The organism is Knoellia sp. LjRoot47 (genome assembly GCF_964253435.1).
Taxonomy (GTDB): Bacteria; Actinomycetota; Actinomycetes; order Actinomycetales; family Dermatophilaceae; genus Knoellia.
Genome location: NZ_CAXUQS020000001.1, coordinates 886045 through 912275 on the forward strand (window position 1 = coordinate 886045; position 26231 = coordinate 912275).

General features: G+C 72.5%; 25 protein-coding genes. 13 read left to right on the forward strand and 12 right to left on the reverse strand.

Annotated elements, in window-relative coordinates; genetic code table 11:
* The first annotated feature begins 57 nt into the window (after positions 1-57).
* Positions 58-2301: a hypothetical protein gene (locus ACSQ11_RS04430; protein ID WP_436003425.1), complete on the forward strand. Its 2244-nt coding sequence runs from the start codon at positions 58-60 to the stop codon at positions 2299-2301.
* On the opposite strand, the gene ACSQ11_RS04435 is transcribed toward ACSQ11_RS04430, so the two are convergent.
* The 5 genes from ACSQ11_RS04435 to ACSQ11_RS04455 form a co-directional block, all read right to left on the reverse strand.
* Positions 2228-3724, reverse strand: a complete 1497-nt coding sequence (locus ACSQ11_RS04435; protein WP_436003427.1) for a hypothetical protein — start codon at positions 3722-3724, stop codon at positions 2228-2230. The two genes, ACSQ11_RS04430 and ACSQ11_RS04435, sit on opposite strands and share 74 nt — an antisense overlap.
* Positions 3705-4472: a glycosyltransferase gene (locus tag ACSQ11_RS04440; protein ID WP_436003429.1), complete on the reverse strand. Its 768-nt coding sequence runs from the start codon at positions 4470-4472 to the stop codon at positions 3705-3707. The genes ACSQ11_RS04435 and ACSQ11_RS04440 overlap by 20 nt, the downstream gene beginning before the upstream one ends.
* Complete coding sequence (locus ACSQ11_RS04445) at positions 4472-5368, reverse strand: DUF5926 family protein (RefSeq protein WP_436003431.1); 897 nt, start codon at positions 5366-5368, stop codon at positions 4472-4474. Before ACSQ11_RS04445 ends, ACSQ11_RS04440 begins: the two co-directional genes overlap by 1 nt.
* A 72-nt stretch (positions 5369-5440) precedes the next feature.
* Positions 5441-5902 carry an ATP-binding protein gene (locus ACSQ11_RS04450; protein WP_436003433.1) on the reverse strand — a complete coding sequence of 154 codons (462 nt, stop codon included), beginning with the start codon at positions 5900-5902 and terminating at the stop codon, positions 5441-5443.
* A 10-nt stretch (positions 5903-5912) separates the two neighbouring features.
* On the reverse strand, positions 5913-6749 hold the full coding sequence (locus ACSQ11_RS04455; RefSeq protein WP_436003435.1) for a glycerophosphodiester phosphodiesterase family protein: 837 nt from the start codon (positions 6747-6749) through the stop codon (positions 5913-5915).
* 76 nt (positions 6750-6825) lie between these two features.
* Here ACSQ11_RS04455 and ACSQ11_RS04460 point away from each other — a divergent pair, with 76 nt between their 5' ends.
* The 3 genes from ACSQ11_RS04460 (at position 6826) to ACSQ11_RS04470 (ending at position 8914) form a co-directional block, all read left to right on the forward strand.
* On the forward strand, positions 6826-7305 hold the full coding sequence (locus tag ACSQ11_RS04460) for an RNA polymerase sigma factor (protein ID WP_436003437.1): 480 nt from the start codon (positions 6826-6828) through the stop codon (positions 7303-7305).
* Positions 7302-7895 (forward strand): methylated-DNA--[protein]-cysteine S-methyltransferase, encoded by a 594-nt coding sequence (locus ACSQ11_RS04465; RefSeq protein ID WP_436003439.1) that lies wholly within the window; start codon positions 7302-7304, stop codon positions 7893-7895. Before ACSQ11_RS04460 ends, ACSQ11_RS04465 begins: the two co-directional genes overlap by 4 nt.
* Positions 7896-7960: 65 nt before the next feature.
* Entirely contained in the window at positions 7961-8914 is a 954-nt protein-coding gene (locus tag ACSQ11_RS04470; protein ID WP_436003441.1) for a MerR family transcriptional regulator, read from the forward strand.
* Positions 8915-9041: 127 nt separating this feature from the next.
* Here the strand turns inward: ACSQ11_RS04470 and ACSQ11_RS04475 are convergent, their stop codons facing one another.
* From ACSQ11_RS04475 to ACSQ11_RS04485, 3 genes are all read right to left on the reverse strand, one after another.
* A complete protein-coding gene (locus tag ACSQ11_RS04475; protein ID WP_436003443.1) occupies positions 9042-9347 on the reverse strand; it encodes a hypothetical protein in 306 nt (101 codons plus the stop codon).
* 380 nt (positions 9348-9727) lie between these two features.
* Positions 9728-10108: a tetratricopeptide repeat protein gene (locus ACSQ11_RS04480; protein ID WP_436003445.1), complete on the reverse strand. Its 381-nt coding sequence runs from the start codon at positions 10106-10108 to the stop codon at positions 9728-9730.
* Between the two features lie 86 nt (positions 10109-10194).
* Positions 10195-11382, reverse strand: a complete 1188-nt coding sequence (locus tag ACSQ11_RS04485) for an acyl-CoA dehydrogenase family protein (protein ID WP_436003447.1) — start codon at positions 11380-11382, stop codon at positions 10195-10197.
* Between the two features lie 82 nt (positions 11383-11464).
* Between ACSQ11_RS04485 and ACSQ11_RS04490 the strand changes: the two genes are divergently transcribed.
* Positions 11465-12124, forward strand: coding sequence for a 2'-5' RNA ligase family protein (locus tag ACSQ11_RS04490; RefSeq protein WP_436003450.1), 660 nt, complete (start codon positions 11465-11467; stop codon positions 12122-12124).
* Positions 12125-12204: 80 nt separating this feature from the next.
* Positions 12205-13929, forward strand: coding sequence for an ABC-F family ATP-binding cassette domain-containing protein (locus ACSQ11_RS04495; RefSeq protein ID WP_436003452.1), 1725 nt, complete (start codon positions 12205-12207; stop codon positions 13927-13929).
* Here the strand turns inward: ACSQ11_RS04495 and ACSQ11_RS04500 are convergent.
* Together ACSQ11_RS04500 and ACSQ11_RS04505 are read right to left on the reverse strand one after the other, a co-directional pair.
* A complete protein-coding gene (locus ACSQ11_RS04500; protein WP_436003454.1) occupies positions 13913-14713 on the reverse strand; it encodes a VOC family protein in 801 nt (266 codons plus the stop codon). The genes ACSQ11_RS04495 and ACSQ11_RS04500 overlap by 17 nt on opposite strands.
* 54 nt (positions 14714-14767) lie before the next feature.
* Entirely contained in the window at positions 14768-17788 is a 3021-nt protein-coding gene (locus tag ACSQ11_RS04505) for a C25 family cysteine peptidase (protein WP_436003456.1), read from the reverse strand.
* A 77-nt stretch (positions 17789-17865) separates the two neighbouring features.
* On the opposite strand from ACSQ11_RS04505, the gene ACSQ11_RS04510 reads away from it, so the two are divergent.
* On the forward strand, positions 17866-18384 hold the full coding sequence (locus ACSQ11_RS04510) for an N-acetyltransferase family protein (protein ID WP_436003458.1): 519 nt from the start codon (positions 17866-17868) through the stop codon (positions 18382-18384).
* A gap of 24 nt (positions 18385-18408) precedes the next feature.
* Here ACSQ11_RS04510 and ACSQ11_RS04515 read toward each other — a convergent pair whose 3' ends face one another.
* The gene (locus tag ACSQ11_RS04515) at positions 18409-18723 is read right to left on the reverse strand and encodes a GNAT family N-acetyltransferase (RefSeq protein ID WP_436003460.1); all 315 of its coding nucleotides are present in this window, start codon (positions 18721-18723) and stop codon (positions 18409-18411) included.
* A gap of 32 nt (positions 18724-18755) precedes the next feature.
* Here ACSQ11_RS04515 and ACSQ11_RS04520 point away from each other — a divergent pair, with 32 nt between their 5' ends.
* From ACSQ11_RS04520 to ACSQ11_RS04545, 6 genes are all read left to right on the forward strand, one after another.
* Positions 18756-19679 carry a pirin family protein gene (locus ACSQ11_RS04520; RefSeq protein WP_436003462.1) on the forward strand — a complete coding sequence of 308 codons (924 nt, stop codon included), beginning with the start codon at positions 18756-18758 and terminating at the stop codon, positions 19677-19679.
* A 51-nt stretch (positions 19680-19730) separates the two neighbouring features.
* Positions 19731-20039: a metal-sensitive transcriptional regulator gene (locus ACSQ11_RS04525; protein WP_436003464.1), complete on the forward strand. Its 309-nt coding sequence runs from the start codon at positions 19731-19733 to the stop codon at positions 20037-20039.
* 40 nt (positions 20040-20079) lie between these two features.
* Entirely contained in the window at positions 20080-20283 is a 204-nt protein-coding gene (locus ACSQ11_RS04530) for a heavy-metal-associated domain-containing protein (protein ID WP_436003466.1), read from the forward strand.
* Entirely contained in the window at positions 20280-21269 is a 990-nt protein-coding gene (locus tag ACSQ11_RS04535; RefSeq protein ID WP_436003468.1) for a hypothetical protein, read from the forward strand. The genes ACSQ11_RS04530 and ACSQ11_RS04535 overlap by 4 nt, the downstream gene beginning before the upstream one ends.
* A complete protein-coding gene (locus tag ACSQ11_RS04540; protein WP_436003470.1) occupies positions 21253-23487 on the forward strand; it encodes a heavy metal translocating P-type ATPase in 2235 nt (744 codons plus the stop codon). Before ACSQ11_RS04535 ends, ACSQ11_RS04540 begins: the two co-directional genes overlap by 17 nt.
* Positions 23488-23556: 69 nt before the next feature.
* A complete protein-coding gene (locus ACSQ11_RS04545) occupies positions 23557-25671 on the forward strand; it encodes a M1 family aminopeptidase (protein WP_436003472.1) in 2115 nt (704 codons plus the stop codon).
* 73 nt (positions 25672-25744) lie between these two features.
* On the opposite strand, the gene ACSQ11_RS04550 is transcribed toward ACSQ11_RS04545, so the two are convergent.
* Positions 25745-26197, reverse strand: a complete 453-nt coding sequence (locus ACSQ11_RS04550; protein ID WP_436003474.1) for an SRPBCC family protein — start codon at positions 26195-26197, stop codon at positions 25745-25747.
* Positions 26198-26231: the final 34 nt, after the last annotated feature.

Below are 26231 nucleotides of genomic sequence, written 5' to 3' on the forward strand. Positions count from 1 at the left end.
CCGTCCCTCACATGCTCACCACATGACGCGTGTCCGGCCGCACGTAGGATCGCTGCCGTGACTCGTCGAGCCCTGGCCGTTCTCATCGCTGCGCTCGCGGCCCTCCTCGGTCTGGGCGGCGCGGCGCTGCTCACGACGTCGGCCGACGCGGCTCCGACCGACGCGGCCACCTCCACCTCCATATCGGCGACGTCCGCGTCGTCCACGTCGTCCGCGACCTCCGCCGCACCCGAGCCGTTCGGCGCGACGGTGCTCATCGGCACCGGCGGGATCACCTGGACCGACGTCAGCGAGAAGGCCACCCCCAACCTCTGGATGCTGCTGCGCGACGGCTCGAGCGCGGCGATGTCGATCCGGTCGGTCGAGACCAACACCTGCCCCGCCGACGGCTGGCTCGGCGTCTCCGCCGCGAACCGCGCGGCCGCGCCGCGACCGGGCACGGGCAGCGCGCAGTCGCGCCCCTGCACCCCGCTCGAGGAGCCCAGCGGTGGTGTCGTCCCCGGCTGGGACGCCTACGAGCAGGCTGCCGCCTCCCGCAAGTTCGACAGCAAGCTGGGGCTGCTCGGTGAGTCCGCGTCGAAGTCCGACGTCTGCATCAAGCCCGTCGGACGCGGTGCCGCCATCGCCGCGGCCATGCCCGAGGGCACCACCGACCGCTACTCGCCGTACTCCCCCGAGACCCTGCTCGTCGACATGAACACCTGCCCGCTGACGATCGTCGACGTCGGCAGCGTGCGCGACCCCGACGACATCGCCGAGGGCGAGCAGGCCGTCGAGGGCTCGCGCGTCGAGCAGGTCGCCGCCATCGACAAGCGGATCGGCGAGGTCATCACCGCCGCCCCTGGTGGCGCCGACTTCATCGTGGCCAGCCTCTCCGACGCCGGCGTGACCGAGCGCCTCCGCCTCGTCGTCGCCCGGGGACCCCACTTCGGGCCCGGCAGCCTCAACGCCGCCTCGACCCGCCAGCCCGGCCTCGTGCAGGCCCAGGACGTCCCCGTCACGGTCATGAACCTCACCGGTGTCGCCGTGCCCGACGGCCTCGGAGGCGCGACGATGACGAGCGAGCAGGCCCCGGACAACTCCGAGCGCCGTGCCGCCGAGCGACTCCAGGGGCTCGTCGACTACGACCTCGCGAGCCACGAGGTGCACAGCCTCGTTCCGCCGTTCTTCAACGGGTTCGCCTACGGCCAGCTCGTCATCTACCTGCTCGTCCTCCTCGTCTGGAAGGGCAAGATCGGCACCGATGACACGCGCCGCCGGGTCCTGAGCATCGTCCGGGTCGTCGCGGTGGCGGCGGCGTCGGTGCCCGCGTCGACCTTCCTCGCCAACCTCCTGCCGTGGTGGCGCTTCCCGATCCCGATGATCTCGATCGTCGGTGCCGTCGGGCTCTTCGTCGCCCTCATCGCGTATGCCGCCCTGCGCGGACCGTGGGGACGCACCGCTCTCGGGCCGCTCGCCTTCGTCTCGGCGGTGACGATCGCGGTGCTCGCCGGCGACGTCATCACCGGATCCCGGCTCCAGCAGTCCTCGCTCATGGGCCTCCAGCCGGTCGTCGCGGGACGCTTCTACGGCATGGGCAACGTGACCTTCGCGCTCTTCGCCACCTCGTCGATCCTGCTGGCGACCGCCATCTCGAGCTACCTCGTGCGGCAGGGCCGCGACCGCATCGCCGCGATCGCGGTGCTCGTCATCGGCATCGGCGCGGTGATCATCGACGGCGCACCGTTCTGGGGAGCCGACGGCGGCGGGCCGCCCGCCCTCATCCCCGGCATCGCCTACCTCGTGCTGTCGATCCTCGGGCTGCGGATGACGTGGCAGCGGGTGCTCCTCATCGGGGTCGGGTCGGCCGCGTTGTTCTTCGGCGTCGCGTTCCTCGACTGGCTGCGCGAGTCCGAGAGCCGCAGCCACCTGGGCAACTTCATCCAGGCCATCATCGACGGCAACGCGATGGACATCGTCGTCCGCAAGGCGCAGCAGAACTGGAACATCCTGCTCGGCAACGCCCCCCTCACCCTGCTCGTGCCGGCGGCGCTGCTCTTCGTCATCTACGTCCTCGCCCGGCCCACCTCGTGGGGCTCGCGCGGCCTGGGCAAGGCGTCCGAGAAGGCCCCGACCCTGCGCGCCGGGCTCATCGCGCTCGTCATCATGCTCACCATCGGGTTCCTCATCAACGACTCGGGCACCGCGATCCCCGCCGTCGGGGCCACCGTCGCCGTGCCGCTCATCGTCAGCGTCGTGGTGCGGACCCTCGAGGAGGACCTGCGAGCGGTCGCCGGAACCCGCCGCGCACGGCGCTCGTGACGAGCCAGAGCCACACGACGAGCATCGCCACCGGCGCCACGTTCGTGCGCACCGTCATCGTGACGTCCTCGACGCCCGGGGTCATGCCGAGGACCCGCCCCGGCGTGTAGGCCATGGTCATGACCCACAGCCGCAGCAGCAGCACGAGGTCGGCGACGCCGGCGACGACAGCAGGCAGGGTCGCCCAGACGACGACGTCGTACCAGGGCAGCGAGTAGGACGCCGCCATCGCGTAGGCGCCGGTGAGGACCGCGACGGCTGCGAGCGCCCTGGCCCCGACGGACGACTCGGCCGGCCGCACGAGCCGCCACAGGCACAGCGCGAAGACGACGGCGAGCACCGCAGCGCACACGGAGACGACCCGGCGTGCGTCCGCGTCCCCGCCCAGGGTCTCGAAGACCCACCGCCACGGCGTCGCCAGCGAGACCGCCCGCGCCGACCGGCCGATCTGGTCGTAGACGTTCGGTCCGGCCCACAGCTGGAGCCCACCGACGACGACGCCGGCTGCCACGAGCAGCACCGCGGACCGTGCGACCCGCCGCGCCGAGAAGGCGACGACGAGCGCGAGGAGGACGACGGCATACGTGAACTTCGACGAGATCGCGAGGGCTGCGAGGGTGCCGGCGAGAGCGGCCCCGCCGAGGCCGGCATACCGGTGCGCCGCCCAGACGGCGGCGACGGCGAGCGCGGTCGCGAGCAGGTCGACGTGGGCGCCGAGGACACCGACCGAGAAGACGAGGGGGTTGGCCGTCCAGACGGCGTCGATCCGACCCTCGCGGCCCGGGAGGATCCGGCGCAGGCACCAGCGGACGGCGAGCCACGACGCGATGACGACGAGCTGCCACAGCCACACGGTCTGGCGCAGGTTGTCGCCACCGCCGAGCGAGGTGAGCCCCTGGACGACCGTCGCGAACGGGCCGTAGACGCTGGGCTCCTCGGTCCACGGCGCCTCGACGGCCGAGACGACGGGGTCGCTGCCGCCGCGCCACGTGTCGGGTGACACGACCCACGGGTTGTCGCCGAGCGCGAGGATCCGCCCGTAGGCCGCGTAGCTCACGTGGTCGCCCGAGCCGAACGGCGCGGTGAGGGCGGCGCCGACCGCGAGCGCCGCGACGACCGCTCGGGGCAGCTCGGTGCCGCGGCCCAGGACCGCGAGCAGCACCCCCACGGCTCCCAGCACGTATGCCGTCCACAGGGCTCCCGTGACCACTGCCGGCGAGAGCGCGACGGGGAGGAGCGTGCCCGGCGCCCACCCACGGGGGCCGAGGTCGGGGGCGGCGGCGTGCGGGAGCGCCAGGCCGACGAGGAGCAGGAGGGCGAAGGACGCGAGCAGCAGTCCTCGGCGGGCGACCTCCCCTGTGTGCCCGAGGGCGAGACCGCTGGGCGCCTCGCCGGCGTCGGCGTCAGATGCGGTGTGCGACACCGGGTGCACGCTTGGAGAGGGCTCGGCGCAGACGCCGCCGGGTCAGGGCACGCCAGACGTCGCGGTATTGCATGGCGCGGTGCACCTGACCGCGCCAGTCCTTGCCGGAGACCCGGTGGTGCAGTTCGCACGGGACCTCCTCGACGCGCAGCCCGGCGCCGAGCACGTCGACGGTGAGCCCGACCTCGACACCCCAGCCGGGCGCGAGCGGGCTGGCCGCCTCGAAGGCCTCGGCGGTGAGGCAGCGCATGCCCGACAGCGGCTGGACGGCGGTCCAGCCGGTGAGGTCCTCGATGCCCTCACGGGCAAGGCGGACCACGAACCCACGCCCGCCACCGGCGACCTTCTGCGCGGGCAGGGTGGCGATCGTCATGTCGGCGCGGCCGTCGCGGACCGGCGGGACGAGCACGTGGAGGTTGGTCGCGGAGCCCTCGAGGTCGCCGTCGACGAAGAGGAGGTGGCGCGGGCCGACCCCGGCGCCCTCGGCGGCCTCGAGCCCGCGGAGGTGGCGGACACCCGTCTCGAGCGCGGCCGCCTTGCCGGCGTTGCGCGCGTGGACGATGACGTCGGCCCCCGCCGCGTGCGCCACGGCCGCGGTGTCGTCGGAGCTCCCGTCGTCGACGACGACGACCCGGTCGACACCCTCGAGGGTGAGCACCGCCTCGACCGTCGCAGCGATCCGGTCCGCCTCGTCCTTGCACGGGATGATCGCGGCGACAGCGCGCGCAGGTCCTCCGGGCGCCGACATCAGCGCAGCGTGACCTGGCGGCTCAGCAGGCCGGAACGGGCGCGGCGCTCGTCCGCGGTGAGGGCGGCCGTGGAGGCGAGCGCGGCGGCATACCGCGTGCCGAAGGTCGCGAGCGCGTCCTCGTGCTGGGACGGGTCGCTGTCGGCCGGGACCTCGAAGACGGGGACGAGCAGGCCGCAGGCGCGGAAGGCGCCGAGCAGCCGGGTGCCGTCGCCGAGGCCGGACTCGGCCGCCGCGTGCAGGCGGGCGAGGGCGTCGGTGGCGGTGTCCTCGTCGTCGGGCAGGACCAGGCGGATGTAGGTGCGCTCGCCGATCTTGACCCAGTAGGCCGAGGGGAGGGCGGACATCCGCCGGGTCGGCACGACCGACTCGTTGGCGCGGTCGAGCGAGGCCTGGCCGTCCTCGTCGAGGTCCTGCCCCTCCACCCAGAAGTCGAAGCCCTCGTGCACGACGAACTCGAACGGCTCGCTCGTGTCGATGAGGTCCTGCAGGCGCGGGGTGTCGGCGGTCGCGGCGGCGACGTGCTGCACGGCGGTGCCGGGTTCGGCGGCGGCGCCGGCGAGGAGCTGGGCCGCGAGGTCGCGGCTCGGGTCACCCGTCGACGAGCCGGACTGCGTCCCGATGAGGACGGTGCCGTCGGAGCGGTGCAGCGCCGGCCACGCCATGGGGAGCACCGTCGCGATCGTCGCGGACTCCACGCCCTCGGGGGCCTGGCCATCGGCGAACCGCACGGCGACCGTGGCGGCGGGCAGGATCTCGCGGATCGCCACCCACTCGGTCTCCTGCGGAAGTCCCTCGAAGGGACGGTTCACGTAGGGGACGGCCGCGGTGCGCTGCCGCCTCGCGGGTGCGCCCTGGTCGTCGGTGGTCCTGCGTCGTCGCGAAGCCTTGCCCATGGGCGTCAGCGTAGTGGTGCGGCGAGCGTGCTCAGGTCAGGTGGCTCGGAGCGCACCGGGCCGGAGCGACGCTCAGGTGGCCCGGCGGCGGCTCGGTCCGCCCATGGCGGCCCACACCGTCTGGCCGCCCTTGTCCTCGCCGACGCCCCACTCGTGGGCGAGCGAACGGATGATCCGCAGTCCTCGCCCGCTCGTGAGCCAGACCTCCGGCTTGGCGGGAACGGGCACGGTGTCGCCGCCACCGTCGGTGACCTCGACCTCGACGACCTCGCCGCGGACCTTCCAGCGGACGCGCAGGCACCCGTCGGCGAGCGGCCGCGCGTGGCGGATGGCGTTGGTCATGAGCTCCGAGGCGACGATCTCGGCCTCGTCGATGGTCTGCTCGGCGAGGTCGCGGGCCCGGAGGTCGGCGACCACGGCCTTGCGCACCTTGGGCACGGTCGACACACCCCAGGGCGCTCGGATGGTGCGGACCTGGCCCTTGCCGATGGTGCCGCCGAACTCGTCGAGCTCGGGGGTGTTGGAAGACGTCACGCCGGGGACTCTAGCCGAGCAATCCCATGACGTCCCGAGGTCGATCGCTGATGATGACGTCGACGCCGAGGTCGGCGCAGCGTTGGACGTCGTCCGGCTCGTTGACGGTCCAGACGTAGACCTCGTGCCCGCGACGCTGGTGCGCGCGCACCACCGACGGTGTCCTGCGCAGGATCCGGACGTCGAGCCCGATGATGTTGACCCCGCGCGGCAGGGACCCGTCCCACGAGAAGCGCGGTGCCGCGGCGTCGACGAGGTAGACGAGCGGGACCTGCGGCGCCAGCCCCCGCATCCGCATGAGCGCGAGGATCGAGAACGACATGACCCGGACGTGCGGCAGCTGCGGCAGGTCGCCCGTCGTCAGGCCGAACTCGCGCAGCACGGTGACGAGCTGGCGCTCGACGAGCCCGCCGTAGCGGGTCGGGTGCTTGGTCTCGATGAGGGTGAGCAGCTCCTGGCGCTGGTCGACGAGCGAGTCGAGCAGCCGGCGCAGGGTGAGCAGCCGCCCGCGCTCGGGGTCGACGTCGGCGTCCTCGCGCGAGGTGCCGTCGTCGAGCTTCTTCCAGCTCGACCAGTCGAGCTGCTCGAGCCGGGCGAGCTCGAGCGTGGAGATGACGCCGTTGCCGTTGCTCGTCCGGTCCGCGCGACGGTCGTGGACGCAGACGAGGTGGTGGTCGGCGGTGAGGCGGACGTCGCACTCGATCCCGTCGACCCCGTGGCCGAAGGCCGTCGTGTAGGCCGCGAGGGTGTGCTCGGGCTGCTCGGCGCTGGCCCCGCGGTGGGCGACGACACGCGGCCGCCCCCGACTCCCCGAGCCCTCCGGGGTCCCCGCCGAACGCGCCTCCATCGGGCCATGGTCCCAGTGCGAGCACCCGGGTGACGGGAGCGACTCACACGTTCGGACGGCATACCGTTCCATCATCGTGAGCCTGCCGCCCTTCCAGAGCCTCGTCGACGCGCACTGGCGCGACGTCGGCCGACTCGCTCATGCCCTCGCGGGTCCGAACCTCGGCGACGACGTCGCTCAGCAGGCGTGGGTGCAGGCGCTCGCGGCCTACCCGCGGCTCACGTCGACGCGCAACCTGCGGGGTTGGCTGCTCACCATCACCCACCGGTGCGCGATGGACGCGCACCGCGCCGCCCGCCGCACCACGCCGCACGACGACCCGGCCTCACTGGCCACGGCGCCCGTGGTGGACGGCCCCGCCGCTCCCGACGACGGGCTCTGGGCGCGGGTCGGCTCGCTGCCGGAGCGCCAGCGCGAGGCCGTCGTCCTCAAGTACGTCGCCGACCTCGACCACCGCGCCGTCGCCACGGCCCTGGGCACCACTTCGGCGATGAGCCGGCGCCTCGTGTCCGACGCCCTCGCCACCTTGCGAATCGACCTGGAGGACCTTCGATGACCACCGACCTGCTCGGCGCCTTCGCGCCCGACGTCCGCCCGCCCGTCCTTCCGGAGTCCGACGTCTCGTATGCCGTCGAGGACACCGCCGTGGGCCGCCTCCTCCTCGCCGTGCGCGCCGACGGCCGGCTCGTCACGAGTGCCTACGTCACCTCGACCGACGACGAGGACGCCTGGCTGCAGCGCCTGTCCGACGTCGTGTCACCGCGCGTCCTGCGCCACGCGAAGCCGCTCGACACCGCGCGACGCGAGCTCACGGCATACCTCTCGGGCACGGTGACCGGCTTCTCGGTGCCGGTCGACCTCGTCCTCGCGAGCGAGTTCCAGCGCGCGGTGCTGGGCGGGCTCGTGGCGGGTGTGGGCTACGGCGCGTCGACGACCTACGGCGAGCTGGCCGCGACGATCTCGCGGCCGGGCGCCTCCCGAGCCGTGGGCTCGGCGCTGGGCGCCAACCCGGTCTGCGTCTTCGTGCCGTGCCACCGCGTGCTCCCGGCCGGCGGTTCCGTGGGCGGTCGCGTCGGCGGGTATGCCGGTGGGCCGGCCGCCAAGGAGTTCCTCCTCGCGCTCGAGTCGGGGGGGATCGCCGACTGACGCCGGGTGGCACTGCGGCTTGTCGGGGTTGCGGCTCCCGCCGCTCGGAATACGCTGGACAAACCATGTACACGATCAAGCGGGCCGCGGAGCTGACCGGCATCGGGCTGCCGACGCTGCGCGCGTGGGAGCGCCGCTACGGCGTCGTGTCACCCGTGCGCTCCGAGGGCCGCTACCGGCTGTACTCCGACGGCGACCTGCGGGCGCTGCGCATCATGGCCTCGCTCGTCGACGACGGGTGGACCGCGAGCGAGGCCGCCGCCGAGACGCTGCGGCGCCTGGACGGGGTGGACCCGGCGATGCTCCCCCCCGGCGGCACCGTCGGAGAGGGGACGGTGGACGGCCCGGCTCGGGTCGGCGGTCCGGCTGGTGGCTTCGTCGACGGGGTCGAGCCCGACGGGCTCCAAGAGGTCATGGAGGCTGCCGCCGACCTCGACGCGTCCCGGTTGGGCGTCGTGCTCGACCGTGCGTTCGCCGACGAGAACTACCCCCGGATGGTCGGCGGCTGGCTCATGCCCGTCCTGCTCTCGGTCGGGAGCGCGTGGGCCGACGGGCGGATCACCACGGCCGGCGAGCACCTCGTGAGCCACGCCGTCCACCGGCGGCTCGCCGCGCTCTACGACGCGACGCCCAAGGCGACCGCCGGTCCCCTCGTCGTCCTCGGCCTTCCTCCCGGGTCCCGCCACGAGCTGGGGCTGCTCGCGTTCTCGGTCGGGGCACGGCGGGCCGGCATGCGCACGGCCTACCTCGGAGCCGACCTCCCGACGGCCGAGTGGGTGGGCGCGGTCTCACGCCGTCACGCGGGCGCGGCGGTGCTGTCGGTGCCTCGGCTCGCGGACGCCGTCGCGGCCCAGGCCGTGGTCGACGCGGTCCGCCAGCAGGCGCCGGGCGTCGTCATGGCCGTGGGCGGCGGTCACCAGGGACAGGTCGCGGGAGCCCTCCTCCTCGGGCACGACCTCGCGGCGGGCGTCAAGGCGCTCGGCGCGTCGCTCCCCCGGACCCGGAGCGCTCGAGCCTGACGGGCTCCCGGGGCGCGGCGGGTGCCACGCGCGACACCGCCCCCCACACGATGCGCGGCGGGAGGCGGTGTCCTGCAACCCCGGTGCCTGCGGCGAAGGGCAGACGCGTCAGCACTCGGGGGAGTCGTCAGCACCAGGGGTAGATGAAGAGGCTCCTCTCCCCGGCGCGGTGGTCGGCGAGCACCACGCTCAGGGGCAGCGGGTCGGGCAGCGAGGCCACGTCGGTGCCGGCACGCGGGGTGACGCCCACGCTCACGGCGGTGCTGATCGGCAGCCCGCCCTTGGCGACGGCCGAGAAGAGGCCGGCGTCCTTGAGGGTGTTGATCCCGGCCCGCATGCAGTCGGTGTCCGGCTTGGCGCTCGCGGAGGGTGCGACGGCGACGGTCAGGGTGGCGGCTGCTGCGACAGCGGCGGCGGTGACGAGCTTCCTCATGACTTCTCCTGGTGAAGGGGACGGGTCCGGGGGTGTCGGGCCCACCTGTGAGACAACTCCTCGCCGCACCCATTGTCAAGGGTTTGTACAAGGTTGTGCGCTCCGCGCCCGGTGCGCCGCGGGAGACCGACACCAAACGCCGCCCCCCACCCCTTCTCGGGGTGAGGGGCGGCGCGTACGCACCCGATGCGGGGTCGGGAGGGGAGGCCGACACCACCACCGGGTATCGCTTGCCTGTCGCCTTCTGTCCCTCCAGAACACACCCCCAGCCTGGTCGAGTCAAGGTTTGTGCAGGGTTGATCACGGCCACTTTCGAGCCATTTTCCGGGTGGTCACGACGTGCCGTGGAGCGGTCGGGGCTCGCTCGGGCGGGCTGTGGCTCAGTCCCGCGGCCGGTCGTCGGGGAGGTCTGGACCCTCGATGTCGTAGCCGCCGAGCAACTTGGCCATCGCCAAGTGGGGCCTGGCCTCGTCGTGCCGGCTCTGGCGCTGCAGGGTGCGACCGAGGAGCAGGAGCGCATAGTGGTCGTCCCGGTGGTCGACGAGCATCGCCCGCAGGATCTCCTCGGCCCGGGCCAGCTGCGCCGAGTGGTAGTAGGACCGCGCGAGGTAGAGGCGCAGCTCGGTCGTGCCGTGCAGCGGCGGCTCGAGCGCGCTGCGGTCGACGAGGTCCACGAACAGCGACGCCGCCTCGCGGTAGTCCCCCGCCTCGAAGCTCGCGCGCGCCGTCTCGTAGTCGTCGGCGAACGTGTCGTCGCCCATGTCGCCTCCTCGATGACTCCCGCTAGCGTGTTCTAGCGGTCGTCCTAGACTTCACTATCCTGCCGAATCGACCGGTGAGGCACTGCTCAGCGGAAGGCCGGTTGCCCGGTGAGGGCCTGCCCGACAACGAGCTGGTGGACCTCGGATGTTCCTTCGTAGGTGAGGACGGACTCGAGGTTGTTGGCGTGCCGCATCGGCGAGTACTCCAGGGCGATGCCGTTGGCCCCGAGCAGCGTGCGGCACTCGCGCGCGATGGCGATGGCCTCGCGGCAGGAGTTGAGCTTGCCCAGGCTCACCTGCTCGGGTCGCAGCGTGCCCGCGTCCTTGAGCGCACCGAGGTGGAGCGCGAGGAGCATCCCCTTGCCGAGCTCGAGGGTCATGTCGGCGAGCTTGGTCTGGGTGATCTGGTAGCCGGCGAGCGGCTTGTCGAAGATCTCGCGGTCCTGCGTGTAGGCGATCGTCACCTCGAGGGCGTCGCGTGCGGCACCGAGCGCCCCGAAGACGATGCCGAAGCGCGCCTCGGACAGACAGGACAGCGGGCCGGACAGACCACGGGCCTCGGGCAGCATCGCCGACGCCGGCAGGCGAACCCCGTCGAGCACGAGCTCCGAGGTCACCGAGGCGCGCAGCGAGAGCTTGCCGGTGATCTCGGGCGCCGAGAAGCCGGGGGTGTCCGTCGGCACGACGAAGCCACGCACCGTGGAGCCGTCGCTGTCGTCGGTGCGGGCCCACACGACGGCGACGTCGGCGACCGAACCGTTGGTGATCCACATCTTCGAGCCGTCGAGCACCCAGTCGTCACCGTCGCGGCGGGCGCGCGTGCGCATGCCCGCGGGGTTCGACCCGAAGTCGGGCTCGGTGAGGCCGAAGCACCCGATGGCCTCGCCCGCGGCCATCCGCGGCAGCCACTCCTGCTTCTGCTCCTCACTGCCGAAGCGGTGGATCGCGAACATCGCGAGCGACCCCTGGACGCTCACCAGGCTGCGGATGCCGGAGTCGACCGCTTCCAGCTCCGCACAGGCCAGCCCGTATGCCGTGGCGCTCGTCCCGGCGCAGCCGTAGCCCTCGAGGTGCATGCCGAGGAGCCCGAGCTCGCCGAACTTCGGCGCCAGCTCGCGCACGGGCACGGAGCCGGCCTCGAACCAGCCGGGCACGTGCGGCCGGACCTCGGCGTCGAGGAAGGCCCGCACGGTGTCGCGCATGTCGCGGTCGTCGGCGGTGAGGAGCCCGTCGATCCCGAAGAGTTCCAACGGCTTCTGAGCGTCTGCGGCCATGCCGAGAACCTACCGTCGCCGATCCCGACGGCGCCCGTCGCGCGGGCCGGTCGGGTGCTCGCGGGCTCGATAGCGTGGCTGCATGGACCCACGGGGGACGGCTGCCATGAGGAACCACTGGGCGCGTGAGGAGGCGTGGCGGCCGGGTCAGCGTCTGTGGGCCCTGTACGTGACCTGCGGCTCGATGCCGCCGCTGGTGGAACACGCCACCGCGTACCAGGAGAGCCTCTCGCAGGTGCGCGGCCTGGATCTGGTGGAGCCGCGGTGGCTGCACATGACCGTCCTCGGAGTCGGCTTCGTCGAGGAGGTCGACCCCGATGGCATGGCCCGGCTCCTCGACCGGGTGACGACCCTGGCCGCCGCGGCCCCACCGGTCGACCTGGTCGCCGCTGCACCACGCGCGAGAACCGACGCCGTCTGGATGTCCGTCAGCACGACCCCGTCCATCGTCCCGCTGCGCGAGGACCTGGCGGATGCCGTCCGCACCTGTCTCGGTCGTGAGCCGCACGCGCTCCCGCTGCCGCGCGCCGGCTTCACGCCACATATCTCGATCGCCTACGCCAACGCCGACCCACCTCGCGCAGAGGAGGTGGACGAGCACCTGAGCGAGGTGGACCGCCCGCCGACCTCCTTCCGCGCCAGCCATCTGTCCCTGCTCCGGCTGCGGCGCGGGGACGCTCGCTGGTCCTGGGACCAGGAGCAGCGGATCCCGTTCGGCGACAGGAGTGTGCCGACGTCCTGAGGTCCCCGACGGGGCGCGAAGCGAGCCCGAAGCGATACTCGGGTGACGGGACGGCATACGGGCTTGGACAATCGACTCTCGTGGCACATCTCGAGGTCAACCAGGTCGGGTTCACGCTCCCGGACGGGCGTCCCCTGCTCGACGGCATCCAGTTCCGGGTCGGCGAGGGGCAGCGCGTCGCCCTCATCGGGCCCAACGGCACGGGCAAGACGACGCTGACCCGGATCGTCTCCGGGGACCTCACCGCGCACGAAGGTGCGGTCACGCTGAGCGGCACGCTCGCCGTGATGAACCAGTTCGTCGGCAAGGTCCGCGACGACTCGACGGTGCGCGACCTCCTCATCAGCGTGGCACCCGAGCGCATCCGCACGACCGCCACGGCCGTCGACGCCGCCGAGCTGCGGATCATGGAGGTCGACGATGAGCCGGCGCAGATGGCCTACGCGCAGGCGCTCGCCGACTGGGGTGACGCGGGTGGCTACGAGTTCGAGACGACGGTCTGGGACACCGTCACGACGCAGGCCCTCGGTATGCCGTTCGAGCGGGCCCAGTGGCGCGCCGTCACCTCCCTGTCGGGAGGCGAGCAGAAGCGGGTCGTGCTCGAGGCGCTGCTCAGTGGCCCGGCGGACCTGCTGCTGCTCGACGAGCCCGACAACTACCTCGACGTGCCGGCGAAGCGCTGGCTCGAGGACCGGCTCATCGCCTCCGACAAGACCGTGCTCTTCATCAGCCACGACCGCGAGCTGCTGTCGCGGGTCGCCACGTCGGTCGTGACGCTCGAGCCGGGGGTCAACGGCGCGACCGCGTGGACCCACCCCGGGTCCTTCGCGACGTGGCACGACGCCCGGGTCGAGCGCAACAACAAGCTCGAGGAGCTGCTGCGGCGGTGGGACGAGGAGCACGCCAAGCTCAAGGCCCTCGTCCTCATGTATCGCACCAAGGCCGCGTTCAACGACGGCCTCGCCTCCCGCCTGCATGCGGCCGAGACGCGCCTGGCGAAGTTCGAGAAGGCCGGACCGCCCGAGAAGGTTGCCATCGCCCAGAACGTCACGATGCGGCTGCAGGGTGGGCGCACCGCCAAGCGGGCCGTCGTCTGCACCGGTGTCGAGCTCCTGGCGCCGGGTGTCCCCGACGACGCCGCGGGTGACGTCGATCCGCTCATGAAGCCGTTCGACCTCGAGGTCTGGTTCGGCGAGCGCGTCGCCGTCCTCGGGTCCAACGGGTCGGGCAAGTCGCACTTCCTCCGGCTCCTCGCAGCCGGGGGCAGCGACCCAGACGTGGAGCACCGTCCGGTCAGCGACGTCGTCGTGCAACCGGTACGGCACAACGGATCGGCGCGTCTGGGATCGCGGGTGCGGCCGGGGTGGTTCGCCCAGACCCATGACTCGCCACACCTGCGTGGCCGGACCCTGCTCGAGATCCTCCACCGAGGCGACGAGCACCGGTCCGGGCGAGGGCGCGAGGAGGCCAGCCGCGTCCTCGACCGCTACGAGCTCGCGCGCCAGGGCGAGCAGACCTTCGACTCGCTCTCCGGCGGGCAGCAGGCGCGCTTCCAGATCCTGCTGCTCGAGCTGTCGGGCGCGACGCTGCTGCTCCTCGACGAGCCGACCGACAACCTCGACCTGCACTCGGCCGAGGCGCTCGAGCAGGCGCTCACGGCGTTCGAGGGGACGGTGCTCGCGGTGACCCACGACCGGTGGTTCGCTCGCGGCTTCGACCGGTTCCTCGTGTTCGGCAGCGACGGGCGCGTCGTCGAGACGCCGGAGCCGGTGTGGGACGAGGCCCGGGTCAGTCGCGCCCGCTGAAGTCGTCGGTGGGCGCCGGCTTCATGAGCGAGAACTCCTCGCCGTCGGGACCCTGCACGGTGACGATCCGCCCGAACTCGACGTCCAGCGGCGGATGTGGCGCGGACCCGCCGTGGTCGAGGACCCGCTGCCGGGCGGTGTCGACGTCGTCGACCTCGAACGTCACGCACCAGCGCGGTCCGAGGACGTCGCCGTCCTGCTGGTCGCCCATGCCACCCGCGGGCCACTGCGACCCGGGCGGCGTGAAGGTCGCGTAGCCGATCCCCTCCACGGACAGGTCGTCGTAGGTGAAGCCGAAGACGGTGCGGTAGAAGGCTTTTGACGTCGGGAGGTCGGAGGTGACGAGGTCGACCCAGCAGACGGCGCCGGGCTCGTCGTGGGCCTCGTAGCCCGTGTGGTCGCGCGACTCCCACGCCCCGAACGGCGCGCCCCTGCTGTCGACCCACAGCCCGATCCGGCCGAACGCGGCGATGTCCATCGGCTCCATCACGCACTGTGCGCCCGCTGACGCAGCGGCTTCGGCGGTGGCCTCGACCGAGTCGGTCGCGAGATAGGTCGTCCACACCGCCGACCCGTCGCCCGCCTCCTCCACCGGTGGTGACATCCCGGCCACCCGGCGCCCGCCGACGAGCGCGTTGTTGTAGTGGCCGTAGTCGGGACCGCTGTCCTCGAACTCCCACCCGAGGACCGCGGCGTAGAACTCCTGGCTGCGCGCCAGGTCACCCACGGTGATCTCGACCCAGCACGGCGTCCCGGCCGGCCACCTCTGCGTGTGCGTCGCCATCTCGAGACCGTATGCCGTGCGCGCCCTCCCGCGCACACGGCATACGGCGCTCCCTCAGTCGCCGGCGGAGGCGAGCTCTCCCTCGACGGGTTCGTAGTCCTCGTGCTGCACGGCGACCGACACGGCTCCGCGGGCGGCTGCCCTCCCGATGCCGCGAACATCGAGGTCGACCCAGCCGTCGGCATCCGTGACCAGCTCGACGACCGAACGACCGGCCGACACCCGCACCGACGCGCCGGGCACCGGGTCGCGGCCCTCGACGGTGGTCACCCGCAGCCGGGTGAGGTCCTCGACGATGTCGAAGCGCAGCGGTCGCCGCGCCTGCCGGCGCACGCGCAGCTCCGGGTCGCCCAGGAGGTTGAGGGTGAACACCGGCCACCGCCAGTAGGCGCTCGGCGAGTTCGCCGCCGCGACCGCGACCTTGGTGTCGTTGAGCAGCCCGAGGTGACGGGTCGACGTGAGGCGCGAGAAGAACCTGCGCTGGAAGTCGTCACCGATGCCGATCCACGAGAACCGGCTGTTGCCGACGTAGCCGATGGCGCCGCCCGCAGGGTTGGTGACGAGCGCCTCCCCGAACGCGTCGTCCGAGTCGAACTCCGAGGTGAGGCACGAGTCGGCGTAGCCCACGAAGCACAGCGGCCCGTTGGTGAGCGACCGCGCCAGCCCGACCGAGCCGCCGCAGCAGCCGTCGCCGTTGCCGTGGCCCGAGAGCGACACCAGCGCGGGGCTGCGCTCCAGCTCGTCGCGCAGCACCGCCGTCGTGAGGTGGCGCACCGGCCCGCCGAAGAACCGCTCCCACCACGTGAGGTCGAGGTCGTCCTCGTAGGCCCGGCGGAAGGAGGTGATCCCCGGGATGCCGGTGTCGACCTGGCGGCGCAGCGTCTCCTGGTCCGACATCGAGCCGTCCTGCCCGGTCCAGTCGACCTGGAAGGCCTGCGGGCGGCGTTCGACCTGCGACCCGTGCACGACGATCCAGCTCGTGCGGTAGGGCAGCGTGAAGAAGAACAGGTTGATCTCCGCGCGGCTGAGGTCGGTCTCGGAGCGGGCGTAGTACCAGCCACGGGTCGCCGGGTTCGTCGACGACTTCATCGGCAGGACCCGGCGGTCGGTGTCGCTCACCTGCGAGACGAGCTCGTAGTCCCAGGAGTCCGGGACCGTGCCCACCCGCAGCAGGCTGTGGTCCGCACGCGAGGAGTACTGGCCGTTGGCGGGCGTGTTCGCCGGAGTCGGCCAGACCCACTGCGGACCGCCCCAGCTCGACGATGCGAGGAACATCGAACCCGAGAACTGGTCGACGAGCGGACCCCACGGCGAGTCGAGCGACTCGTAGGCCGCGACCTTGGCGACGTAGCCTCGGGCCTCGTCGGCGGTGTCGGCCGGGATGCGGCCGACGCTGATGTCCGTGGACAGGTGCACGCCGTCGAGGTCCTGGCCGCCGACGGTGCACTGGCCGTAGACGCCGTTGTCGCGCACGTCCCAGTCGTGGGCGGGCTCGTAGACCCACGGCACGACGAACGAGAACCAGCCGACGTCGATCCGCCGGGTGCCCCAGTACCAGCCCTGCAGGCTCGAGTAGTAGAAGTCGGTCGGCAGCTGGTTCCAGTGGTAGTGCCACTGGAGCTGGGCGTTGACGAGCGAGGCCGGGCCGTTGACCCGGACGTACTGGCTCGGCGTGGTCTGCCGGACCGTGTAGGTCGAGTTCGTGAAGAACCAGCCCGGGGTCGCCGCGCTCGACGTGCCCGTCGGGTCGTACGGGATGAGCTGACCCGTGTCGGGGCGGGTGAGGAGGTTCGCAGCGCTGGCACCCCACCACTCCCCCGGGCCGGCGACGTTCATCCGCAGGTGGCCGCCGGTCCAGAACGACCGGTTGTCCTCGGGCGGGTTGGTCGCGGTCGTGTCGATCGTGCCGCGGCAGCCACCGGTGACGGTGCGCGACGGCACGGTCTCGAGGTCGCCGCCGAGGACGAGCCAGCGCACGCCCCACGTCGAGCGGTGGACCTTGAGGAAGCGGCGGATGACCTCCTGGAGGTCGCGCGACCCGTGCCGGAAGTCCCCGTGGACGCCGTCGACGATGTCGGTCACGGTGACAACGCGGGCGGTGATCCCCCGAGCCCGCTTGAGGCGCGCGAGCTCCTGGAACGCCTCGACGAGGCCGGGCCGCTCGCCCACGGGCTCGATCCTCGCGGCGTCCCACGTGCGGTCGTCGGTGATGACGAGGTACTCGCTCGGCAGCTGCCGCAGGATGACCTCGATCGTGTCGAAGATGTCGGGGTTGACGACGCGGTCGCGCGCCAGCTCGAGCTCGGCCGCGGTCACCTCGCGCGGCCCGTCGGGGAGCAGCACGAGCCGCTCCGGGTCGATGTCCTGGCCGAGCTCCTCGGCGAGCAGCTTCGCGGACTCGTCGCGGTCGGCGATGGTCGGTTCGTACGAGAACGCCACCGAGACGCGGAAGGTCGTGCAGAGCTCGATCGTGCCGTCCTTGGTCTGGCGCACCGGCGAGAGCTCGACGCTCGCGGCCCGCAGCCCCGGCATCGGCTCGATGCCGACGGCGGCCCCCACCGGGGGCGGCTCCTCGACGGCGCGGCGGTAGGACTCGGGGTCGGGCACCGTCGGCGTCGGCGGGTCGAACCTCTCGACGAGCGGCCCCTCCCCGTCGCCACCCGGACGGTGGCCGGCACGGCAGTCGCAGTCGGGTGAGCAGTGCCCGGAGTCGGCGTCGTGCGGGTCACCCTTGCCGCGCCCCTTGACCGGACGTTCCTTCGGCTCGCGCTCCTTGGGCGTGCGCTCGCGAGGCGGCAGCCCGGCCCGCGGCTCCTCGACCGGGACGACGACGCCCTTGGCGATGGTCACCCACTCCCCCTCCTCGACCTCCAGCGCGGTCGGCCAGGTGTCCGGCGGCACCCCGACGGCGACCCGGGTCCGCGGCAGCGCGGGCGCGCCCGGCTGGCCGGCGACGGACAGCCCGGGGACGTCGACGACGACCCCGAAGGGCGTCTCGCGGACGCCGACCTCCTTGGGCGAGATCTCGATGGTGGTGACGACCCGGTCGTCGCGACGTTCGCTGGTGACCTGCATGGCGTGCTCCTTCGGCGATGTGGGTTCCTCCTTGGAGGAGCGCCCGGAGTCGCCTGAGATACGTCCACAATGACCTCGTGACCGACGTGACCACCCGCGACGCCACCGCCGCCGACGCCGCGGCGTGCGCGACGATCTACGCCCACTACGTCGAGCACACGACGGCGACCTTCGAGGAGGTCGCGCCCACGACCGAGGTCATGGCCGGGCGGATCGCCACCGCGCAGGAGCGGCACGCCTGGCTCGTCGCCGTGCGCGACGGTGCGGTGGTCGGCTACGCCTGCGGCGGGCCGTTCAAGGCACGGTCGGCCTACCGCTGGTCCTGCGAGGTCAGCGTCTACCTCGACCCGTCCGCGCGTGGCTCAGGACTCGGACGAACCCTGTATGCCGTCCTGCTGGCTCGCCTGGAGTCGCTCGGCCTGCGTATGGCGTGCGGTGGCGTCACCCTGCCCAACGAGGCGAGCGAGGCGCTGCACCTGGCGCTGGGCTTCGAGCCGGTCGGCACCTATCGCCGGATCGGGTGGAAGCACGATGCCTGGCGTGACGTCAGGTGGTTCCAGAAGCCCCTCGGCGGGGACGGCCCCCCGCGCGACTGAGGGGCGCGCACCGAGCTCGTCGGCTCAGGGTGCGACCTCGCCGTCGGGCGCGCCGTAGACGAGCGGGACGTACTCGCGGTGCCGGGCGATCCAGCCCTTGATGAACGGGCACAGCGGCATGACCTTGCGGGCCCCGGCCTTGCGCACGTCGTCGAGGGCGAAGCGAGCCAGCGCCGAGCCGATGCCCTTGCCCTCGAACGCCGGCTCGACCTCGGTGTGCGTGAAGACGATGAGCTCGTCGGTGAGCTGGTACGCCGCGAAGCCCGCCAGCTCTCCCCCGAGCCGTGCCTCGTAGCGGTTCTCACCCTGGTTGTTCGTCACGACGACGTCATCAGCCATGCTGGTCATCAGACCACACGAGGAGGACCCCCATGTCCGACGTCCACGTCCTCACGCCGCGCGAGGTGCCTCTCGGCGGGCCGCGCGCCATGACGGTGCGCCGCACCCTCCCCCACCGCGACCGCTCGTTCGTCGGTGCGTGGTGCTTCGTGGACCACTACGGCCCGGACGACGTCGACAGCACCGGCGGCATGGACGTCCCGCCCCACCCGCACACCGGGCTGCAGACGGTGAGCTGGCTCTTCGAGGGTGAGGTCGAGCACCGCGACAGCGGCGGCGTCCACGCCATGGTCCGCCCGGGCGAGGTCAACCTCATGACGAGCGGGCACGGCATCGCCCACTCCGAGGTGTCGACGCCGGGGACGAGCACGCTGCACGGCGTCCAGCTCTGGGTGGTCCTGCCGGAGGCCGACCGCGACCTCCAGCGCGAGTTCCAGCACCACGCCGCGCCGGTCGTCCCGCTGGCGGAAGGCGTCGAGGGCCGCGTCTTCATCGGCTCGCTGGGCGGGCACACGTCGCCGGTCGTCACCCGCACCCCGCTGCTCGGGGCCGAGGTGACCCTCGCGGCAGGTGCGACGTGGACGGTCCCTGTCGACACGGCATACGAGCACGGGGTCCTCGTCGACACCGGGAGGGTGACGTTCGACGGGACGACCCTCGAGCGCGGCGACCTCGGCGTCGTCGACGCCGGGCCGGGCGAGCTGACGGTCGAGGCGCTCGAGCCCACCCGGATCGTGCTGCTCGGAGGCACGCCCTACGACGAGTCGATCGTCATGTGGTGGAACTTCATCGGCCGCGACCACGACGAGATCGTCGCCTTCCGCGACGCGTGGCAGGGGCGCGAGGAGCGCTTCGGCGAGGTCGAGGGGTATGCCGGCCGGCTCACCTGGTTGCCCGCGCCCGTGCTCCCGGGTGGTCGTCTGCGCAGCCGCACCCGCCACGGTCGCGAGGCCTGACGCGCCGGCCCCCTCTGGCGCTGCATACCCCAGGGGGGTAGAGTATCCAGCATGACGGAGCACGAGGGCCACCAGCACGCCTACATCGAGAGCGGCCAGAAGGACGACTACCTCAAGCGGCTGCGCCGCATCGAGGGCCAGGCGCGTGGCCTGCAGCGGATGGTCGAGGAGGAGAAGTACTGCATCGACATCCTCACCCAGGTCTCCGCGATGACGAAGGCCTTGCAGTCGGTCGCCCTCGGCCTGCTCGACGAGCACATGAGCCACTGCGTCGCCGACGCCGCCCGCAAGGGTGGGCCCGAGGCCGACGCCAAGCTCAAGGAAGCCAGCGAGACGATCGCCCGCCTCGTGAAGTCCTGATGTCCACCACCCCACCGACCTACGCCACGAGGAGCACCCCATGAGCACCCAGACCTTCACCGTCACCGGCATGACCTGCGGCCACTGCGTCGCCTCCGTCACCGAGGAGGTCACCGAGCTGCCCGGCGTCGAGGACGTCGCGGTCGACCTCGAGACCGGGTCCGTCACGATCACGAGCTCCACGCCGCTCGAGGACGACGCCGTGCGCGCCGCCGTCGAGGAAGCCGGCTACCAGCTCGCATGAGCACGCCGGTGCGGGTCGCCGGGTTCGTCGCCGCCCTGCTCGCCGTCCTCGGCATCTCGCTCGGCGCCGGACGGGTCATCGGACCGGTGGGTCCGTTCGGTGCGACCGAGGCGGCCGGGGCGGCCGGGGCGGCCGGCACTGCCGGCGCGACTGAGGGACACGGCCACGGTGAGACCCCGGCCGAGGCCCCGTCGGGCTCGCCCTCCACGGGCGGCCACGGTGCCGAGGTCCCCGGCGGCCTGCAGGTCTCGCAGGACGGCTACGCGCTGCGCCTCCTGTCCGCCGACCTCCCCGCGGGCTCCTCGACGCCCGTCTTCTTCGTCGTCGAGGGCCCGGACGGCGCTCCGGTGACGGCCTTCGAGACGCAGCACGAGAAGGAGCTGCACCTCATCGCGGTGCGCCGCGACCTCTCCGGCTTCCAGCACGTCCACCCCACCCTCTCGGCGGACGGCACGTGGTCGACGACCCTTGCCCTGACGCCCGGCTCGTGGCGACTCTTCGCCGACATGGCGCCGACGGGTGGCGAGCCGATGACCCTGGGCGCGGACGTCTCCGTCGGTGGCGCCTACGCCCCCGTCGCTCCCCCGGCCCCGGACCTGCGGGTCGCCGAGGTCGACGGCTACACCGTCAACCTCGAGGGCGACCTCACGCCGGGCGCCGACTCCGAGCTCACCCTCTCGGTGAGCCGCGCGGGCCGGCCGGTCACCGACCTCGACCCCTACCTCGGCGCCTACGGCCACCTCGTCGCGCTGCGCGCGGGCGACCTCGCCTACCTGCACGTCCACCCCGACGGCCACCCCGGCGACGGCACGACCACGCCCGGACCCGGCATCGCCTTCGGGACGAGCGTGCCGAGCGCAGGGACCTACCACCTGTTCCTCGACTTCTCGCACGGCGGCGTCGTGCGCACCGCGGCCTTCACCCTCACCATAGGATCGCCCGCCGCGGGCGCCACCGAAGGAGGCGACGATGGCCACGCGCATTGACCTCGACATCACCGGGATGACCTGCGCCTCGTGCGCCAACCGGATCGAGCGCAAGCTCAACAAGCTCGACGGCGTCACCGCGAGCGTCAACTACGCGACCGAGAAGGCACGGGTCGAGTACCCCGACACCGTCTCACCCGAGCAGCTCCTCGAGACCGTCGAGCAGGCCGGGTATGCCGCGAGCCTCCCTCCCGCTCCCGACGCACCCGCCGCCCCGGTCGGCGACGAGGCGGCGGACCCGACGCGGGCCCTGCGCGACCGGCTCCTCATCTCGACGGTGCTGTCGGTGCCGGTCGTCGCCATGGCGATGGTCCCGGCACTGCAGTTCACGTTCTGGCAGTGGCTCTCCCTCGTGCTCGCCGCACCGGTCGTCGCGTGGGGCGGTTGGCCGTTCCACCGCGCCGCCTGGGTCAACCTGCGCCACGGGGCCACGACGATGGACACCCTCATCTCGGTGGGCACGCTCGCGGCGTTCGGCTGGTCGGTCTACGCCCTCTTCTGGGGCACCGCCGGCACCCCCGGCATGACGCACCCGTTCGAGCTCACCATCGAGCGCGGCGACGGCAGCGGCAACATCTACCTCGAGGCCGCCGCGGGAGTCACGACGTTCCTCCTGGCCGGGCGCTATGCCGAGGCCCGGGCCAAGCGCCGCTCAGGCGCCGCCCTGCGCGCCCTGCTGGAGATGGGCGCCAAGGACGTCGCGGTCCTGCGCGACGGCCGCGAGCAGCGCATCCCCGTCGAGCAGCTCGCCGTCGGTGACGAGTTCGTCGTCCGCCCCGGCGAGAAGGTCGCCACCGACGGCGTCGTCACGTCGGGGTCCTCGGCGGTCGACGCCTCGATGCTCACCGGCGAGTCCGTGCCCGTCGAGGTCGGGGTCGGCGACGGCGTCGTCGGCGCCACGGTCAACTCCGGCGGACGGCTCGTCGTGCGGGCGACCCGGATCGGCAGCGACACGCAGCTCGCCCGCATGGCACAGCTCGTCGAGGACGCCCAGAACGGCAAGGCCGACGTCCAGCGCCTGGCTGACCGGATCTCGGGCGTCTTCGTCCCGATCGTCATCGCCCTCGCCGTCGGCACGCTCGGCTTCTGGCTCGGCACCGGCTCCGGCTGGACGGCCGCGCTCACCGCGGCGATCTCGGTGCTCATCATCGCCTGCCCCTGCGCGCTCGGGCTGGCGACGCCGACCGCCCTCATGGTCGGCACCGGACGCGGCGCCCAGCTCGGCATCCTCATCAAGGGCCCCGAGGTCCTGGAGTCGACCCGTCGCGTCGACACCGTCGTCCTGGACAAGACCGGAACCGTGACCACCGGCCAGATGTCGCTGCAGGACGTCGTGGCAGCGCCCGGCGAGGACGCCGACGTGGTGCTGCGGATCGCCGCGTCGCTCGAGGACGCTTCGGACCACCCGATCGCCAGGGCCGTCGTGGCCGGAGCGCAGTCGCGGGGCGTGGAGGTGGCGCCCGTCGAGGGCTTCGCGAGCGTCGACGGCCTCGGTGTCCAGGGTGTCGTCGACGGACACGCGGCCGTCGTCGGGCGTCCCAGCCTCCTCTCGCAGTGGTCCATCGAGGTCGGACCCGAGCTCGAGGACGCACTGACCTCCGCCCGTGCGACCGGCGCCACCCCCGTGGCCATCGGCTGGGACGGGCAGGCACGCGGCATCCTCACCGTCTCGGACAGCGTGAAACCCACGTCGGCACAGGCGATCTCACGCCTGCGCGACCTCGGCCTCACGCCGTGGCTCCTCACCGGCGACAACGCCGACGCCGCGCGCACCATCGCTGCCGGGGTCGGCATCGACGCCGACAACGTCATCGCCGACGTCATGCCGCAGGACAAGGTCGACGTCGTCCGACGCCTCCAGGACGAGGGCCGGGTCGTGGCCATGGTCGGTGACGGGGTCAACGACGCGGCCGCCCTCGCCACGGCGGACCTCGGCATGGCGATGGGCACCGGCACCGACGTCGCCATCGAGGCGAGCGACCTCACCCTCGTGCGCGGCGACCTGCGCGTCGCCCCCGACGCGATCCGGCTGGCGCGGCGGACGCTGTCGACGATCAAGGGCAACCTCTTCTGGGCGTTCGGCTACAACGTCGCGGCCATCCCGCTGGCCGCCGCCGGTCTGCTCAACCCGATGCTCGCGGGCGCGGCGATGGCGCTCTCGTCGGTCTTCGTCGTCACCAACAGCCTGCGCCTGCGGGGTTTCAGGGCCACCGGGTGACCGGGGCGATGGGGTCATTGACGGGCCACAGGGCCGGTGCCACGTTGATCTGAGGCTCGAGGAGGCCTCATGCGCAAACTTCTGGGAATCCTGTTCGCCGCCCTCCTGACGACGATGCTCGTGCAACCTGCCGCGGTCGCGGCCCGGGGACCCGCACCGGGGCCGGGATCTCCCGGCATCGGCGACCCGTACTTCCCGACCGACGGCAACGGTGGCTACGACGTCTCGAGCTACGACCTCAAGCTCGCGTACGACCCGGCGACTCGCGTGCTGCGAGGTCGCGCGACGATCTCGGCGAAGGCCATCCGCTCACTCTCGTCGTTCAACCTCGACCTCAACGGGCTGACGGTGTCGGACGTGCGGGTGGACGGGCAGGCCGCACGCTGGCGCCACGTCGGTGACGAGCTCACCGTGACGCCCCGGCACGCGATCGGCAAGAGGTCGCACTTCACCGTGGTCGTGCGCTACAGCGGCGTACCCGTGCTCCTCGAGGAGCCAGCCCTCGGCGCGTCCGGAGTGTTCCCGACCGCCGACGGGATCCTCATCGCCGGCCAGCCCCACGTGGCCGACACCTGGTTCCCGGTCAACGACCACCCGCTCGACAAGGCGAGCTACCGCTTCGAGGTCACCGTCCCCCGAGGGCTCGAGGTCGTCGCCAACGGCCGCCTCGCCGCGGTGAGGCACGACCGGAGGACGACCACGTGGACGTGGGTGGCCGCGGCGCCGATGGCCTCGTACCTCGCGACGGCCACGATCGGGCAGTTCAACCTCGAGCGTCGCAGGGTGGACGGCATCACCTACTGGGATGCCATCGACCCGGCCCTCTATGTCCAGCCCGAGCCACGCACGGGCGGCCGCTACGCGATCACCGGTGGTGACGACTCGGCATACAAGCGGCTGAGCCGTGTCATCGACGTCCCCGCCTCGGGCGGGCAGCTGTCCTTCTTCGTCGCACGGGAGACCGAGCCGACGTGGGACTTCTTCTTCGTCGAGGCACGACGGGTGGGCAGCGACGTCTGGACGACGCTTCCCGACCGCAACGGCCACTCGAACCAGGACACGGGCAACAGCTGCCCCAACTGGCTCGCACTCCACCCGTTCCTCACGCACTACCAGAGCGACGACGGAGCCGGCGGGTGCACACCCACGGGCACGACCGGCGCCTGGAACGCGGCCAGCGGCGCCAGCGACGGCTACGAGCGGTGGCAGGTCGACCTGTCCGCGTACGCCGGCTCGTCGGTCGAGGTGGCCCTCTCGCTGGCCAGCGACGAGTCGGTGTCGTTCAACGGTGTCTATGTCGACGACGTGGTCGGACCCGGTGGCTCCGGCACGACCTCCTTCGAGGCCGACGCCGACCCGTTGGACGGATGGGTCGTGCCCGGAGCGCCCGCCGGCAGCCCGGGCAACGCCGGCGACTGGCGGACGGCGAGCGAGGCTGCGGGCCCGTCCACGGGTGAGAACGCCGAGGCCGCGCTGGTGCGCGAGCCGGAGGTCGTCGACTTCCTCAGCGGCATCCTCGGGCCCTACCCGTTCGGGCAGTCCGGCGGCATCGTCGACGACGACCCGGGCATCGGCTTCGCCCTCGAGAACCAGACCCGGCCCATCTACGCGCAGGACTGGTTCACCCAGCCCGGCGACAACATCTCGGTGATCGTCCACGAGCTGGCCCACCAGTGGGTGGGCGACAGCCTCGCGGTCGAGGCGTGGAAGCACATCTGGCTCAACGAGGGTTTCGCCACCTACATGGAATGGCTGTGGGCGGAGGAGACCGGCAGGTTCACGGCGCAGGAGGCCTTCGACTTCTACACCTCCTTCCCCGCCGACGACCCGTTCTGGAGCACGGTCATCGGCGACCCGGGACCCGAGCACCTCTTCGACGGGCCGATCTACGACCGCGGCGCGATGACCCTGCACGCCCTGCGGCTCGAGGTCGGCGACGCGGCGTTCTTCCGGCTGCTCACGCGCTGGACGTCGAGTCAGGCGGGTGGCAACGTCCGAACCGACGAGTTCGTCTCGCTCGCCGAGCGGGTCACCGGACGGCAGCTCGATGACCTCTTCACCACGTGGGTGTTCACCGGCGCGAAGCCTGCGGGCCTGCCCGACGGTGCGGCCCTGCGCCGCGGGGCGGCGTCGACGACCTCCTTCGAGAAGCAGCTGGCGCGCACGGGCACCCATCGGCACTGACGCACCGACCCCGGCCACCGGCACCGGCACCGGCACCGGCACCGGCAGGTGTGGCCCCGGTGTCGGGACAACGTCAGGCGAGCGACTCGGCGAGGGCGGCCAGTCGGTCGAGCGACGCGCGCAGCTGCGGCTCCCCGGTCGCACGGGCACGCGGCACACGCCGCTCGTCCGTGAGCTCGGTCCAGTCGTAGGTGTGGGTCACCCGCGAGGTGCCGTCCTCGAGCGGCTCGACCTCCCAGCGCCACTCGTGACCGGCAGGAGCCCCGCCCTCGTCGCCCGGGCGCCACGCGATGCGCCGGCCCTCCACGAAGTCCGTGACGAGGTTGTCGCGGTGGTTGCCCTTGGTCGTCCGCATCGCGAAGACCTCGCCTGCAGCCCGGATCCGGTCGCCGGTGATGATCTCGACGAGGTTGTCGTTGCCGTCCCACTCGGGCTGGCGACGCGGGTCGGCGATGAGCTCGAAGACGGTGTCGGCGGGAGCGGCGATGGTCCTGCTGGCGCTGACGACGCGGTTCTCGGTCTCCATGTGCTCATCGAAGCACGTCGGCAGAGCTCCGTCG